Consider the following 15031-nt stretch of genomic DNA (forward strand, 5'->3'; position numbering starts at 1 on the left):
CTCAAACCGTATTTTTGCTGACGTACCGGCTAAGTTTGGTAATCACCGGCTGCAATCGCTCGCTCAAGCGCGGCGCGCTGATCAGGATGCCATCGAGCTCTATTTTGGCCAGCCAAAGCGTCCTGTTCTCTGGGGTACTAGTTTTCATAATAGCGGGCAAGTTTCCCGAGGCACCCATCAGAGAGCGCAGATCATCGACAGCGTCGCGCGGGATGAGCTCAATTCGCTTCCATGCCTCCGCAAAATCGGGGGCCACAACCAAGTGCATATTGGCCTTCAGCGCCAACCAGACCTCCTCGCGGACTGGGTCATGGACGGGAGAAGTGTCAACCGATCTGGGGATGATCGGACGGACCGCCTGAGCGCCCGTCGCCACGCTGTTGGCCGCCGCGTTAAGGCGCACAAGCAGTCCAAGACGTTTGCTGGCGTCGGCGAGCAATTCGGTGCGGCGTGCGTTTCGGGCAGAGACCATGGCAGAAAGGTAGGCCACCCAAGCCGCAGCAAACGCAACGAACGCAGCCGCCAGCGTCTGAAAATCCTTGAGGCTGTTGTAGAGAGCGCTGTGGTGCGCATCCGCCCCCGAGCTGACGAAGTCTTTCAGCGCGTCAAACAGACTTTGACTGGCGGCGGGGTCAACGGCCATGCCTGCAAGATTGTAGGTTCGATCTTCGGTTGTAAAGCTTGGGAAGGTTGGAGTTGCAGCCATCACGGGGTTGTGAGGGCCGGCAGACGCAATCCATGACCGCGCTCGTCCTCACGACACTCGCCGCCGGCGGCGAGCCCGCCATCAGGCTGGCCAACATCATTCAGGCGTTGGTCGTTGAGGCCGGCAGGCTTGGCGAGTTGGAGATCGCCTATCGCGTCGAGGGGACCGGCCGGGTGATGACCGAAGATGAGGCCGCGGCGATCGACGCGCCGACCACAGATCGCCTTGTCCGTATCAAGCGCTTTCCGCCGCGCTGGCTCACTCGCATCGGCGACGCGATCAATCGCGGGCTGCTCTGGAGCCGCTCCGATACCGGGATCGTCCGCATCATGCTGATGGGGCCGCGATAGCAGAAACAAGTCAGTGCAGTTGCTTACCGCGTCCAGTTGAATCGAAAGCTCAAGAGCATCACATGACAGTCGCGAAACGGCGAGCCCGCCGCATCGCCGCCGACGAGGCGCACGCCTGGGCACGAAACCTGCGCCTCAACAATCCGCACGCCAAGCTGACGCTGTCGATGCTGACGCAGTATGTCGATGGCGACGGCTATTGCTTCGTTTCGATCCCGACGCTCTCCGATGACACCGAATTGTCCCAGCAGACCGTGCGCAACCGGCTGGCCTGGCTTGAGGAGATCGGTGCGGTCGCGCGGCTGCCGCAATGGATCGACGAGTATGGCCGTCGCAATGGTGACGGCCGCGGCAAGCGCACCAGCGACCTGATCCGGCTGATGATCGATGTCGAGCCCGAAACGATCGAGGCGGTCGCCATCGGCGGGGGAGCCGAGCCTGTTTCACGTGAAGTTAGCCCTATGCCGCAGACAGGGCTAAATCCGCCGGCCGATCCGGTTAGCACTACGCCAGCACTACGCCAGCCCTATGACTCGGTAGAGGGCCTAATCTCTGAACCTGAACTGGAATCTTCCCCCAAGCCCCCTTCCAGGGGGTTTTCGGATGCTCATCGCTTTGACGGGAAGGAAGCCGAGCCGGTACATTTCGATCCGGCTTGGCGCGCTTGGCCTGGTCATGAGGTGCAGCGGCGAGATCTGGCGCTCGAGGCGTTCCGTGAACTGTCTCCGGACAAGCAGCGTCATTGTCGCGCCGCCGTGCCCGACTACGCGGCCAAGCTGCGTGAGCTACGGCAGAAGCGTGGCATGAGCTTCCACCTCTGGATCCGCGCCAAGTGCTTCGACGAGTTCCCCGGCGCGATGCTCGAGGAGGACCGGCCAAGGCCTGCGGAGCGTCGCTTTGTCGTCGGCGAGGAGCTGCTCGGCCTGCGCGTGGCGTGCATGATCGCCGAACGCCGCGAGCTGCCCGTGCGGCGCGAGCCCGAGCTCGGCGAGGGCGTCTGGCGCACCACCCCGGCTCAGCCTGACTTGGTCGCGCTCGCGGCTTGCGGCATGCCGTCTGCGGCATGGCTCGTGGTCGATCGCGGCTCGGAGGAATTCGCGGCCTGGCGCGATCGGTTGCAGCTCTGGCTCGGCGCCGAGCCGCGACCGGAAAAGATCTGGCTCGAGGACCACGACCCGGCCGTGCACGGCCTGCGGTGGAATCATCCGGGCTTCAAGTTGCGGAAATCGAAGGAGGGCCTTCGCGTGCCCGCACCGTGGCCGCCGCGCCGCGACGGCACCTGGCTCGCAGCATCGCAGGACGACGCCTCACAGGCAGGGGGAGACAAATGAACATGCACTATCTGCAGGGGGAATTCCGAAACGGACTCTTGCCCCGCGTCGTCGTCGAAACCGATGTGAAGCATTGGCATCTGCTCAACGTCTATCCGGGCCGAGAGGCCAAGGTCATGCGATGGTTTCGCTATTCCGGTCTTCAAGGCTGGTATCCGATCGAGATCAGCTACATCAGGCGAGGGCTCGGCGGGCCGGCGCGTAAGCCGCATCTTGGTCGCAAAGTTGTCCGGCCTCTTGTGCCTGGTCTGATCTTCGTGCCCGATACCGAGACCAGCGAAGTGATGACGACCTTTCCCGATGTCGACGGCTTCCACATGGTCGGCGATTGCTTAGGCCGCATGCCTGCCTGTGACATGGCGAGGCTGCGCGACATCGAGGCCTATCTCAACACGCCACGTTCCGAGCGGGGTCATCGTGGCAGGCTGACGATTGGCGAGCTGGTCAAGGTGGTCGATGGTCCGTTCGCCGAGTTCATCGGGAAGGTCACCCGGCTTGACTCAAGGGGCCGACTCACCGTTGACATCGACGCGTTCAAGCGCAGCGTCTCGCTCCAGATGGACGACACGCAGATTGAACCGATCGCCAGTACGCCACGCGGCTGAGGTTGGTTCGAGTCAGAAGGCTAAGGCCCTGATGCGCAGCACCTGATTCCAGGTACACGCGCGAAGCGTACCTCTCGCCTTTTACGTAAAACAGGCCCGGCCATCGTGCCGGGCTTTTGCATGCATAGGGTGCAGCGTCTCGCGGTGCTGCATGCGTTGTACGCTTCCTCCCTAGACTTGGGCCGCTTGTCGTAATGCAAGCGGCCCGTTTGTCATCAGATAGCTTTGTATTCTTGCCGGGCGAGCCTTGGATCTGACTTCACTCTTGGCTTCACCACCTTCGCAATTCCGGGATATCTTTGATCAATGAACGAGTAGGTGTGGTCGAACATCTGCTGCGGCCATTCACCGCGCCAGTCAGCTACGGTACATCGATACGACGTCACTCCCAGTAAGAGGTAGCCGGTGTCGCCTGGATTGGGATCGTGCCAGCCCTTGCGATAAGGCTCGTTCGTCCCGCGGATCCTTACCGTGTTCGTGCGTTGCTGAGAGAAAAGCGCAGTCAGGTCTACCAGTGGCTTGATGCTGTCGGTGGAGCGCCAGACTTGAACCAGCCGGCCGTTCACGAAGACCTCGACGTTGTTGTCCGATGAGATCTCGCTGGCCATGTACTGGAAGCCGGCAATCACCGGAACCTCGTAGATTGACTGCGCGCAGTCTGCTTTCGCAGGCGAGGTCATCCCAAATGCTGCTGCCACAAGTGCGAAAACGGCACGTTTCATTCTCAAAACCTCCCAAAGTAAACGCCCGCTAAGCGGGTGCCTGCGATGTACCACAAGTTTTGCGTGGGCGGGAAGAAGCCAGGCAGTGCTTTGGCAATATTGGTGAATGCCGCAACCTCTCTGGAAAGCTTGGTATAAGCTCGCTCGTTGGAGCGTGCTGCGACGCAATATGTTCGTGCGGGGGGCGTCTGGCACTGAGGGCAGGGGGTGCAAATATCCCCAGCCCCTCGCTCCACGGACCGGCTGCCGGGTCTGGCGAGCATCGAGGCGCGCAACGCGGCGCTTAACACCTTCAACGGGGATCTTTGGACAAGCGCCGTCTGCCGCAACGCAGGCGGCGCTTTCGGGTGCATAGGGTGTGCGGTAGGGGCTGTCTCTATCGCTGCCCTCCTTGGGCGTTCCTCCCTAGACTTTGCGGGGCGGGGCCGAGCGATCGGTCTCGCCCCTTTTTCGTTTGGGATCGATGGGTCCCTCTGGCGTTTCGAATTCGCTCGCGGGTAATTCGCACCCCGACGTCGCGCTAGCTGGAGGTGGTCGGCGCTGACCTGACTCACCTGACGCTAGGGTGATGGCACCTGACATGTTCGATATCGCGACCAGCGCCGCCTCGGCCGGCGACGGCCTTTGGCTGAGCATTTCGGACATCGCGTCCCGCAAGAATGTCACGAAGCAGACCATCTCGGAGCGCGTGAACAAGCTGGTCGCCGAGCACGGCCTGTCGACGCGGCCCGGCAAAGGCAAGTCCAAGCTGGTGAACCTGGCCGAGTACGATCGCCTGGTCGGCGAGACCACGGACCTGTCGCGGCAGCAGGGCGCCGACACGAAGTCGGCCGAGGATGCGCCGACGCCGACCCGGGAACCTACGTTCTCCAAGGCGCAGGCCGATCGCGCCGGCTACGAGGCCGAGCTGAAGCGCCTCGACCTCGAGGAGCGGCTCGGCAAGCTGCTTTCGATCGAGGACGTCACCCGCAGCATGGAGCGCTGCGCCGCGGTCATCGTCCGCGAGGTCGAGCAGCTGCCCGACCATTGCGACGAGCTGATCGCCGCCGCGTCCAAGGGCGGCGCGCCGGAGCTGCGGCAGGCGCTGAAGGAGCTGGCGCGCAAGATCCGCCTCGCCCTGGAGCAGAGCATGCGCGTTCTGCCGGCCGAGGATGGTCGCGCCGCCGAGGATCATTCGTGATGGTGTCGATGCGCGCCTCGCTCCCGATCATCGCCGGCATCTTCGCGGCGGTGTTCTCGCCGCCGGCGCCGATCCCGCCGTCGGCGTGGGCCAACCAGCATTTCTATTTGCCGGACGGCGAGCGCAAGTCACAGCTGATCGACCTGTCGCGCACGCCGCACCTGGTCGAGCCGCTCGATGCGCTCGGCCCGGATGCGCCCGACAACGAAATCGCGGTGATGAAGTCGGCGCAATCGGCGTTCACCACGCTGCTGCAGATCGCCGCGTGTCATTCGATCGACCGCGACCCGTGCGACATGATGATCGTGCAGCCGACCGACTCAGCGCTCGGCGATTTCAACTCGCAGAAGCTCGGCCGCGCGCTCGAATTGTCGCCGATCATGCGGAAAAAGGTGTTTCCGCAGACCGCGCGCGCCGGCAACGCGTCGAAAACCTACGAGAAAAAATTCTCGCCGGACTGCTCGCTGTTCCTGTCGCTGGCGTCGTCGACCGCGGACCTGCGCTCCAAGACCATCAAGAAAGCGCTGTGCGACGAGATCGACGAATATCCGGCCGATCTGAACGACCAGGGCGACCCGCTCGACATGATCCGGGCGAGGCAGATCTCGTTCCTGCGCTCCGGCACCTGGAAGCGGGCCTATTTCTCGACGCCGACCATCAAGGGCGCGTCGTCGATAGAGTCCAAGTTCGAGGCCGGCGACCAGCGCCGCTGGACCATGGTCTGCCCGCATTGCGGCGACGAAAACCTGCGGTTCGAGTGGTCCGAAAAGAACCGGCGTTTCGAGTTCGAGTCGGCGCCGCCGTATCGCGCGCGCTACATTCCGCCGTGCTGCGGCGCCGTGATCGAGGGCTGGCAGAAATTCGCGGTCTACGCCACCGGCCGCTGGGTCGCCACCGCGCTGGGCGAGGGCAGGTACAAAAGCTATCATTTCGACGCGCTGTCGTCGCCGTTCGTGCCCTGGGACGAGATCGCCAAGGAATACGTCGCCGCCGGCGATAACCCGATCAAGCTCAAGGCGTTCTGGAATCTGACGCTCGGCCTGCCGTTCGAGCTGAAGGGCGATGCGCCGGAGTTCGATCGGCTGCTCGCGCGCCGCGAGGACTACAAGCTCGGAACGGTCCCGGCGCGCGGGCTGCTCCTGGTCGCCGGCGCCGACGTGCAGCACACCGGCATCTGGTACGAGGTCGTTGCCTACGCCTCGAACGGCGAGTCCTGGAGCGTGCAGCACGATTTCCTCGAGGGCGACACAACCGACCACAAGGGCGGCGCCTTCGCCAAGCTGGAAAAGCTGTACGACCAGAAATTCCCCGACGCGTTCGGCGGCACTCGGCTGGTCGATTGCCTGGCGATCGACGCCGGCGACGGCGGCCGCGCCAACCAAGTCTATCGGTTCTGCCGCGGCCGCGCCCGCGCCTTCGCCATCAAGGGCGTGTCGGGCTGGTCGGCGCCGGCTATCGGGACGCCGATCCAGGTCGACATCAAGCTGTCGGGCAAGAAAATCAAGAAGGGCGCCACGCTCTGGCCGGTCGGCACCTGGGCGCTAAAGGCGACGTTCTATTCCAACCTGGTCAAAGACGGTCGGCGCGCCGGCGCCGAGCAGGATCCGGACGGCTACTGCCACCACCACGAAGGCTGCGACGAGCGGTTTTTCAAGCAGCAGACCGCCGAATATCTCAAGACCACGGTCCGGCGCGGCCGCACCGTCAAGGAATGGCAGGAAACAGGGCCGAACCATCTGCTCGATTGCCGGATCTACGCGATGGCGATGGCCGAATATCTCGGCCTGTCGCGCCTGACCGCTGATCAATGGGCCGCCATCGCCAAAGAGCGCGGCGTGCCGCAGGTGCTGCAGCAGCCGGATCTGCTCGCGCCGGACGCCGTCAAGATTGCCGCCGCCGAGCCCGCGCTGGTGCGGCCGCTGCTGACGCGCCGTCCGAAGAAGCGCGGCATGACGATTCACAGCCGAGGGGTTTTCTAAGCACATGGCCGGCATCACGCTTGAACAGGCGCAGGCGCAGCTCGCGAAATGGATCGAGGCGTCGACCGCCGTCGCCGCGAGCCAGTCCTATGAGATCGAGACCGGCAACGGCCGCCGCAAGCTGCAGCGCGCTGACGCCGCGGAAATCCGCCAGATGATCGAATTCTGGGACGCACAGGTGAAAACCTTGACGCCGAGCGCGGCCGGCGGTCGCCGCCGTACCCGCTACATCGTGCCGGAGTGACCATGGCCAATCCGTCGTCGACCAAGCAGCCGATGCAGTTGAATTTCATCGACCGCGTCGTTGCCACGTTCGATCCGCAGCGCGGCCTGGCGCGGGCGCAGGCGCGCACCGAGCTCGCCTCGGCGACCGGCGCCGGCGGCTACAACGGCGGCGCCCGCGACCGGCGCCCGACCAAGCGCTGGCGGCCGAAGGATGGCTCAGCCGACGCCGACACGCTGCTAGACCTGCCGGATCTGCGCGGCCGCTCGCGCGATCTCGCGCGCAACGCGCCGATCGCGACCGGCGCCATCGCTACCAACGTCACCAACGTGGTCGGCGACGGACTCAAGCTGCAGGCCAACGTCGACCACGAGGCGCTCGGCATCACGCCGGAACAGGCCGATGCGATGGAGCGCGAGCAGGAACGGGAATGGGACCTGTTCTGCGCCAGCTGCGACTTCACGCGCGTGCAGTGCATGGACGAGCTGGAGGCGACCTCCTACCGCAGCGTGCTCGAGTCGGGCGACCTGTTCATGCTGCGGCGCTACCGCAAGGATCCCGGCGACGCCTACGGCACCAAGCTGCAGATGATCGAGGCCGATCGGGTCTGCAACCCGAACCGCGCGGCCGATACCGACGCCATCGCCGGGGGCGTTGAGGTCAGCAAGGACGGCGTCCATATCGCCTATCACGTCACCAACAAGCATCCTGGCGGCTTGCGCGTCCTCGATCTGAAATGGGAGCGGGTGCAGGCGCGCACCGACACCGGCCTGCCGGTGGTGCTGCATCTCTACGATCGTTTGCGGCCGGAGCAGACTCGCGGCGTGCCGTATCTGGCGCCGGTGATCGAGTTCCTCAAGCAGCTCTCGACCTATTCCGAGGCCGAGGTCGACGCCGCGGTCGCGACCGCCATGGTCGCGTTCGTGATCGAGACGCCCAATGACGGAGCGTCGGACTCCGAGGACCCGCCGATTGGTGAGTCGGACTCGAGTCTCAACGCCAACGAGGTCAAGCTTGGCGGCGCCGCGGTCGTCAGCCTGGCCGAGCGGGAGAAGCTCAGCACCTTCAACCCGAACAGGCCGAATTCGAATTTCGACCCGTTCGTGATGTCGTTCTGCCGCCAGATCGGCGTTGCGCTCGAGATCCCGTTCGAGCTGCTGGTCAAGCATTTCACGGCGTCCTATTCGGCCTCCCGCGCCGCGCTGGAGATGGCCTGGCAGTATTTCCGCCGCCGCCGCACCTGGCTGGCCGCGCGCCTGGTGCAGCCGGCCTACGAATGGATGATGGAGGAGGCGGTTGCGACCGGCCGGCTCAACCGCCCCGGCTTCTTTGCCGACCCGATCATTCGCAAGGCCTATTGCGGCGCCGAGTGGATCGGGCCGCAGCGCGCCAGCCTCAATCCGAAGCAGGAATCGGACGCAGACACGCAGGACGTTGCGCAGGGCTTCAAGACCATCGAGCAGGTCTGCATGGAGCGGACCGGGGGCGAGTTCGAGAAAAAGAACGCGCAGCGCGCCAAGGAAACCGCGATGCGGAAAGAGACCGGCGTCGTGGCGCCGCCGCCGCCGGCCGCAAATCCGAACGTGCCGCAGGATCCGAAAGCGCAGGATCCTGATGATCCCGACGCCGAGCCTGACGACGGCGACGAGCCGCAGCAATCCGAACCGAAAAGGGCCGCCAAATGACGCTGTTGATGCCGCATATCGCGAGCCGCCTGTTCGGCGCCGAGCTGATGGTCGATCCGGGCAAGCTGCAGGCCTTCCTGATCGGCCTCGGCGCCCGCATCGTCGAGGGCGGCGTGTCGCTGCCGGGCATTGCCGCGGTCAACCATGTGGCGTTCGAGAACGGCCGGCCGTCCGAACGCATGGGGAAGCTCGGCGATCCCATCGGCAGCGCCTATGAGCGCGCCAACGCTGGCGATCGCCTGGTGCAGCGCGTCGGCAATGTCGGCGTGATCGGCATCGAGGGCACGCTGGTGCACAAGGGCAAGTTCATCGGGCAATCGTCCGGCGAAACCTCCTATGAGGGCCTGCAGGCGCAGATCGCGCGTGCCGGCCGCGACCCTGCCATCAAGGGCGTGGTGTTCGAGGTCGACTCCTTCGGCGGCGAGGTCAACGGCGCGTTCGAGACCGCGTCCATGATCGGCCAGCTCTCGGCGCAGAAGCCGACGCTCGCCATCCTGACCGATTTTGCGCTGTCGGCGGGCTATCTGCTGGCGTCGCAGGCCCGCCAGGTCGTGATGCCCGACGCCGGCGCGTCCGGCTCGATCGGCGTCATCACCATGCACGCCGACATGTCGAAAAAGCTCGAGCAGGACGGCGTCAAGATCACGCTGATCTCGTCCGGCAAGCACAAGGCGGACGGCAATCCGACGCAGCCGCTGCCCGACGACATGCGCGCGGCGCTGCAGGCCCGCGTCGACATGCGCCGGGATCAGTTTGCCGCGGCCGTCGCGAGCGGCAGAGGCTCGCGGCTGCCGGTGCAGAAGGCGCTGGCGACCGAGGCGCAGGTCTATCACGGCGAGGACGCGGTGTCGGCCGGCCTGGTCGACGGCATCATCGATCCGCAAGTCGCGTTTTCCGAGTTCGTCAAGAGCGTCAACTAGGCCGCTACAGGCCATCACCCTGAAGGAGAGAACTATGTCTGGATCTGGATTGGCGGCCGTGCATCTCGCTGCGGCAGCGACGACGACGGCTTTGCAGGCGGCGCCCGCAGCTCCGGCAGCGCCAGCGGCTGCAGCTGCCGTCACCACCGTCGCGGATCTCGCTGCGGCGTTCCCGGACCTCTGCGCGGCGATCCGCGCCGAGGGGGCGACCGCCGAGCGCGCGCGCATCATCGGCATCGAGGCGCACGCCATGGCGGGCCACGAGGCGCTGATCGCGACGATGAAGGCGGACGCCACCATCACGCCGGACATGGCCGCCGGCCGCATCCTGGCGGCGGAAAAGCTCGCGCGCGGCCAGCAGGCGCAGGCGATCGTCGACGTCGAGAAGGTCACCGGCAAGGTCGTGGCCGCGCCGCAGTCGCATCCTGCGGCCAGTGCCACCGCGTCCGAGGCCGAGAAGGGCTCGACGCCCGAGGGGTGGAAATCCGAATACGCCGCGTCGGCGGCGCTGCAGGCCGAATTCGCGACCGTCGACGACTACGTCTCGCTCAAGGCCGCGGAGTCGGCCGGCAAGGTCCGCGTCCTCGGCGCCCGCAAGTAACAAACGCGGCCTTTCAAGCAAGCTTTGCCGGGCGGCGTCCGCGCCGCCTGGCCTCGACCACCTTCGCCGTCCCGCATTCCGCGCCGGCGCCCATTTTCCAACAATCGAAAAACAGGGAAACCAGCCAATGACCACTTTGGCCGTCAACAAGCCGCGCGTCTATGAAGGCAGCCGGACCGCGATCGAGTACAGCGCGCTGCCGGTGATCGCAGCCGATATCATCTTTGAAGGCGCCGCCGTCGGCAGCGTCGATGCAACCGGCCATGGCCGCCCGCTTGTCGCCGGCGACCGCTTCGCCGGCTTCGCCAACGCGCAGGCCGACAATTCGGCCGGCGCCGCCGCGGCGATCAACGTCGACCTCCGCACCTTCGGCATGATCGTGCTGTCCGTCGCCGGCGCGGTCATCACCGATCGCGGCCTGCCGGTCTACGCCTCCGACGATGACACCTTCTCGTTCTCGCCGGTCGGCGGATCCTTCGTCGGCTTCGTGCACCGCTTCATCTCGGCGGGCATCGTCCTGGTCGAGTTCGACGCCGATGGCCTGCGCGATCCCTATGCCGGCTTCACCCATGTGCTCAAGAGCGCCAACTACACGGTCGACGCGACCGACACCGGCAAGTGGCTGTGGGTCGATACCGACGCCGTGGTGATCACGCTGCCGGCGGTCGAGGGCATCAACTTCGTCCGTGTCGGCAATCTCGGCGCGTTCGGCGCGGTCGGCGTCGCCGTCAGCCCGAACGCCGCCGACATGATCGAGGGGCCCGGCATCGCCGCGGCCGACAACAAGGACCTCATCAACACCAAGGCGACCGCGCGCCGTGGTGACTGGATCGAGATCGCCAACGGCGACGCCAACGGCTGGTCGGCGCGGTTCGTCGGCACCTGGGCGCGCGAAGCGTAACGGCGTCACCCGCGCGGCGGCCGTCCTGGCCGCCGCGCATCCTCTTTCCCGGCCGCACGGCCCAGATGCCGTCGACCAGTCGGCTCACCATCTCAACCCACAAGGAACGCTAGACCATGTCCGATCTTTCCCTGCTTTCCAGCCGTGCCATCCGGGGCATGTATTTCGCCCGGCTCGAGACCGATCCCGGCACCAACTGGCTGGACAGCGTCGCGAACTATTTCGGCTCCGACCAGGCCTCCGAGACCTACAATTTCCTCGGCCAGACCCCGATGATGCGGGAATGGATCGGCCAGCGCCAGGCCAAGGGCTTTTCCGGCCAGGGCCTGACCATCGTCAACAAGCACTACGAGGCGACGCTCGAGATCCAGAAAAAGGACGCGCGCCGCGACAAGACCGGCCAGATCCGTGCGCGCGTCGACGAGTTCGCCGATCGCAGCCAGACCCATTGGGCCTCGCTGTCGTCGACGCTGATCGTCAACGGCGTGTCGTCGCTCTGCTATGACGGCCAGTATTTCTACGACACCGACCACGTCGAGGGCGACTCCGGCGTGCAGTCCAACAAGATCGGCGTCACCATCGCCACTCTGCCCTGCGTGATCCACGGCTCGACCACCAATCCGAGCGTCGAGGAAATGCAGCAGGCCATCATCAAGGCCATCGTGCAGATGCTGTCGTTCAAGGACGACAAGGGCGAGCCGATGAACGAGAACGCGTCCAGCTTCCTGGTGATGGTGCCGCTCGGCCTGATGCAGTCCGCGCTCGCAGCTGTCTCCAGCCTTATCCCGGCGATGTCGGTGCAGAACCTCAACCCGAACCTGCTGCGTAACTTCAAGGTCGAGGTGGCCTTGAACGTGCGCCTCACCTCTGCCGGCTGGACCAACCAGTTCACCGTGTTCCGCACGGACTCGCCGATCAAGGCGCTGATCCGCCAGAGCGAGCAGGAAGTCGAAATGAAGATGAAGGCCGAAGGGTCCGAGTTCGAATTCGACAACGACGCCTGGCAGATGGGTATCGATGCCTGGCGCGGCGCCGGTTACGGCTACTGGCAGCGCAGCGTGCACGTCACGCTCAACTGATCCGCCGTCACCTCGCTTCTCTCCCCGGCGCGCCTGCCGGGGAGGGTTGTCGCGGGCAGCACGGTGCGCGCTGCCGTCGACAGCCCTGTTTTCTCAACCTCAAACGGAGACGTCCTATGCAGGCCTATCGCGTTATCGGTCGTGGTTTTCATGTCGGCGCCGGCGCGCTGCTGCTGCTCTCTACCGCGCAGGCGATGGCGCGCGTGCACAAGCTCGAGCCGCTGCCGGGCGGCGGCCGCGTCTGCGAGGGCTTTGGCCTCGCGCGCGCCAAGGAGACGCAGGCGTTCAAGGCCGGCGAGCTGCTCGGCCTCACCGAGCCGCCGAAAGGCCAGCTCGAGCTGGTCGAGGAGGTCGTGCCGGTCAAGGGCCGCCGCGACCGCGAGGATCCCGTGCCGGCCTTCCTCGAGGCGGTCAAGATCCACAATCAGCTGGCCGAGCGGGCCGAGCAGGACCGCGCCCAGAAGGTCGAGCGCGAGGAGGCGGCGCGGCTGGCGGACGAGCAGCAGCGCGAGGCCGCGGCGCGCGAGATGGCCTGGGCCGACGAATGGGCGGCGACCGAGGCGATCAAGAAAGACTATCCGAAGGTCGGCGACTACGTCGCGGCGCGCCGCAAGGAAGCGGCCGAGGCGGCGGCGGAAGCCGCCAAAGCTGCCGCCGCTGACGCCGCGAAGGCCTGATCGATGCCGATCGAGTCCGACGCCGACCGCGCCGTGTTTTTCAGCGCCGATGAATTCGGCGCGTCGGCGGTCTATACGCCGGCGGGCGGGGCGGCGTCGGATCCGTTCGATGGCATCTTCGATCGCCCGACGATCGGCGAGCCGCTCAACGAGGTGTCGACCGTCGACGCGCGGCCGACCTTCTGCTGCCGTGCCTCGGCGCTGCCTGGTGCCGCGGTCGGCGATGCCGGCGACCAGCTCGCCGTCGCCGGCGCCGGCACGTTCGAGGTGGTCTCGATCGAGCCCGACGGCACCGGCATGGTGCTGCTGCGGCTGGGGGCGGTCTGATGGCTGTGCATTTCCGGGTGGAATCCGCCGACGTCATTCGCGCGCTCGGCAATCTGCGCGACAACGATGCGCCGATCGTCACGGCCTATGCCCTGACCAAGACCGGCCAGGACATCAAGGCCGCCGAGATCGACAGCATGAAAAGCGTATTCGACCGTCCGACCAAGTTCACACTCAACGCGCTCTATCTGAAGCCGGCCACCAAGACGGACCTGGTCGCCGAGGTCTATTTCAAGGATGGTTTCGGCTCGTTGCCCGCCTGGCGCTATCTCGGCCCGCAGGTCGAGGGCGGCGCGCGCGTCCACAAATCGCATGAGCTGCGGCTGATCCGCGCCGGGCTGATGCAGGCGGAAGAGTTCGCCGTGCCGGGGAGCGGCATCAAGCTGGATGGTTTCGGCAACGTGCCGGGCTCGACCATCACCCGGATCCTGTCGCAGCTCGGCGCCGCCGAGCAAAAGGCCGGCTACCAGGCCAACGCGACCGGCAGCAAGCGCTCGCGCGCCAAGAAGAAAAAGGCCGGGACCTATTTCGTGCTGCGGCCCGGCGCCGGCGGCCGCGCCGATCGCAACGTTGCGCCCGGAATCTATTTCCGCGACGGCGCCCGCGGCATGGTGCCGGCCATCATGTTCGTGCGCGCGCCGCGCTATCAGAAGCGCTTTCCGTTCTACGAGACGGCGCGGGCCACGTTCGACCAGAAGCTGGTCGCGCGCGCCCGCGAGGGCTGGCAGCGCTTCGTCGGCGACAAGCTGAAGGTGGCGGCCTGATGCCAGACCATGTCCGCAAGCAGATCCGGGACTATGTCGCCGCCGGTCTCGGCGCGCTCGCCACTACCGGCGATCGGGTCTTTGTCGGCCGCACCAGGCCGCTCGCCAAGGGTCACCAGCCGACGCTGCTGATCTATACGCGCAGCGAGACCTCGCGCCGTGCGGTCTCCGGGCGGCCGCCGCTGCTCGAGCGTGACTGCACGCTGCACATCGAGGGCCGCGTCGTCGCGGCCGCGCCGCCCGACGACCTGCTCGACACGATCGCCGCGGAGATCGAGGCCGGCATGGCCGCGATGGTCGACTACCAGACCGCGAAATTCTTTGGCGGCCTTGCGCTCAACGTCCGGCTGTCGGCGACCGAGGCGGTGGCCGAGGCCGAAGGCGAGAACCACATCGGCGGTATCCGCCTCGAATATCTGGTGACGTACCGGACCGCCGAGGGCGCTCCGACCGCGACCGCCTGATTTCCTGCGTTTCCCTGCGTCTGTTTTCACTTCAACCGAAGGATGCTTCGTCATGACCGATCTCGCCATTACCGCCGCCAATGTCGTGCAGGGTTCCAACGCCAAGCTCGAGACCGGGCTTGCCGGCGAGACCATCACCGCCGGGCAGTGGGTCTACCAGGACCCGACCACCCGCAAGCTGCTCAAGGCCGACAGCGACTCCGCGACCGCGTCCGTGCGCAAGCCGCGCGGCCTCGCCCTCAATGGCGCCTCGCTCAATCAGCCGCTGGTGATCCAGAAAAAGGGCCAGGTCACCATCGGCGGCACGCTGACCGCGGGCCTGGCCTACTACCTGTCCAAGACCGCCAGCGGCATGTGCCCGGTCGCGGACATCGCTGCCGGCGGCTACGCCACCACGCTCGGCATCGCGATCTCGACGACGGTGTTCGACATCAACATCGAGGAATCCGGCGTCGCCGTCTGATCCCGGCGCGCGCCGCTCGCGCGCGCTGCCGTCCGCAACGCAACCGCTTTTCAA

Annotated in this window: 18 protein-coding genes; 16 read left to right on the forward strand and 2 right to left on the reverse strand. The window is 66.0% G+C overall.

Annotated features, from left to right (window positions below):
• Position 1: 1 nt before the first annotated feature.
• On the reverse strand, positions 2–706 hold the full coding sequence (locus OC450_RS21935) for a hypothetical protein (RefSeq protein ID WP_262048641.1): 705 nt from the start codon (positions 704–706) through the stop codon (positions 2–4).
• Positions 707–738: 32 nt separating this feature from the next.
• On the opposite strand from OC450_RS21935, the gene OC450_RS21940 reads away from it, so the two are divergent.
• From OC450_RS21940 to OC450_RS21950, 3 genes are all read left to right on the forward strand, one after another.
• Positions 739–1056 (forward strand): hypothetical protein, encoded by a 318-nt coding sequence (locus OC450_RS21940; RefSeq protein ID WP_262048642.1) that lies wholly within the window; start codon positions 739–741, stop codon positions 1054–1056.
• Positions 1057–1118: 62 nt separating this feature from the next.
• On the forward strand, positions 1119–2387 hold the full coding sequence (locus OC450_RS21945) for a helix-turn-helix domain-containing protein (protein WP_262048643.1): 1269 nt from the start codon (positions 1119–1121) through the stop codon (positions 2385–2387).
• A 2-nt stretch (positions 2388–2389) separates the two neighbouring features.
• Positions 2390–2992: a transcription termination/antitermination protein NusG gene (locus tag OC450_RS21950; protein WP_262048644.1), complete on the forward strand. Its 603-nt coding sequence runs from the start codon at positions 2390–2392 to the stop codon at positions 2990–2992.
• 215 nt (positions 2993–3207) lie between these two features.
• Here OC450_RS21950 and OC450_RS21955 read toward each other — a convergent pair whose 3' ends face one another.
• On the reverse strand, positions 3208–3714 hold the full coding sequence (locus OC450_RS21955) for a hypothetical protein (RefSeq protein WP_262048645.1): 507 nt from the start codon (positions 3712–3714) through the stop codon (positions 3208–3210).
• A 568-nt stretch (positions 3715–4282) separates the two neighbouring features.
• Here OC450_RS21955 and OC450_RS21960 point away from each other — a divergent pair.
• The 13 genes from OC450_RS21960 to OC450_RS22020 all read left to right on the forward strand — a co-directional run bounded on the left by OC450_RS21960 (position 4283) and on the right by OC450_RS22020 (position 14977).
• Positions 4283–4894: a DUF1441 family protein gene (locus OC450_RS21960; protein WP_262048646.1), complete on the forward strand. Its 612-nt coding sequence runs from the start codon at positions 4283–4285 to the stop codon at positions 4892–4894.
• Positions 4894–6873, forward strand: a complete 1980-nt coding sequence (locus OC450_RS21965; RefSeq protein WP_262048750.1) for a phage terminase large subunit family protein — start codon at positions 4894–4896, stop codon at positions 6871–6873. Before OC450_RS21960 ends, OC450_RS21965 begins: the two co-directional genes overlap by 1 nt.
• A gap of 4 nt (positions 6874–6877) precedes the next feature.
• The gene (locus OC450_RS21970; protein WP_262048647.1) at positions 6878–7117 is read left to right on the forward strand and encodes a DUF6148 family protein; all 240 of its coding nucleotides are present in this window, start codon (positions 6878–6880) and stop codon (positions 7115–7117) included.
• A 2-nt stretch (positions 7118–7119) separates the two neighbouring features.
• Positions 7120–8781: a phage portal protein gene (locus tag OC450_RS21975; protein WP_262048648.1), complete on the forward strand. Its 1662-nt coding sequence runs from the start codon at positions 7120–7122 to the stop codon at positions 8779–8781.
• Entirely contained in the window at positions 8778–9701 is a 924-nt protein-coding gene (locus OC450_RS21980) for a S49 family peptidase (protein WP_262048649.1), read from the forward strand. Before OC450_RS21975 ends, OC450_RS21980 begins: the two co-directional genes overlap by 4 nt.
• 34 nt (positions 9702–9735) lie before the next feature.
• A complete protein-coding gene (locus OC450_RS21985; RefSeq protein WP_262048650.1) occupies positions 9736–10302 on the forward strand; it encodes a hypothetical protein in 567 nt (188 codons plus the stop codon).
• A 127-nt stretch (positions 10303–10429) separates the two neighbouring features.
• Positions 10430–11203 (forward strand): hypothetical protein, encoded by a 774-nt coding sequence (locus OC450_RS21990; RefSeq protein WP_262048651.1) that lies wholly within the window; start codon positions 10430–10432, stop codon positions 11201–11203.
• A gap of 116 nt (positions 11204–11319) precedes the next feature.
• Entirely contained in the window at positions 11320–12282 is a 963-nt protein-coding gene (locus OC450_RS21995) for a Mu-like prophage major head subunit gpT family protein (RefSeq protein WP_262048652.1), read from the forward strand.
• 116 nt (positions 12283–12398) lie between these two features.
• Positions 12399–12959 carry a hypothetical protein gene (locus OC450_RS22000; RefSeq protein ID WP_262048653.1) on the forward strand — a complete coding sequence of 187 codons (561 nt, stop codon included), beginning with the start codon at positions 12399–12401 and terminating at the stop codon, positions 12957–12959.
• Between the two features lie 3 nt (positions 12960–12962).
• The gene (locus tag OC450_RS22005; RefSeq protein WP_262048654.1) at positions 12963–13286 is read left to right on the forward strand and encodes a hypothetical protein; all 324 of its coding nucleotides are present in this window, start codon (positions 12963–12965) and stop codon (positions 13284–13286) included.
• Positions 13286–14050 carry a hypothetical protein gene (locus OC450_RS22010; RefSeq protein WP_262048655.1) on the forward strand — a complete coding sequence of 255 codons (765 nt, stop codon included), beginning with the start codon at positions 13286–13288 and terminating at the stop codon, positions 14048–14050. Before OC450_RS22005 ends, OC450_RS22010 begins: the two co-directional genes overlap by 1 nt.
• Positions 14050–14514 carry a hypothetical protein gene (locus OC450_RS22015; protein WP_262048656.1) on the forward strand — a complete coding sequence of 155 codons (465 nt, stop codon included), beginning with the start codon at positions 14050–14052 and terminating at the stop codon, positions 14512–14514. The genes OC450_RS22010 and OC450_RS22015 overlap by 1 nt, the downstream gene beginning before the upstream one ends.
• A 52-nt stretch (positions 14515–14566) precedes the next feature.
• Complete coding sequence (locus OC450_RS22020) at positions 14567–14977, forward strand: hypothetical protein (RefSeq protein WP_262048657.1); 411 nt, start codon at positions 14567–14569, stop codon at positions 14975–14977.
• The last annotated feature ends 54 nt before the right edge of the window (positions 14978–15031 follow it).

The organism is Bradyrhizobium sp. Bra78, from assembly GCF_024519855.1.
Taxonomy (GTDB): domain Bacteria; phylum Pseudomonadota; class Alphaproteobacteria; order Rhizobiales; family Xanthobacteraceae; genus Bradyrhizobium; species Bradyrhizobium japonicum_G.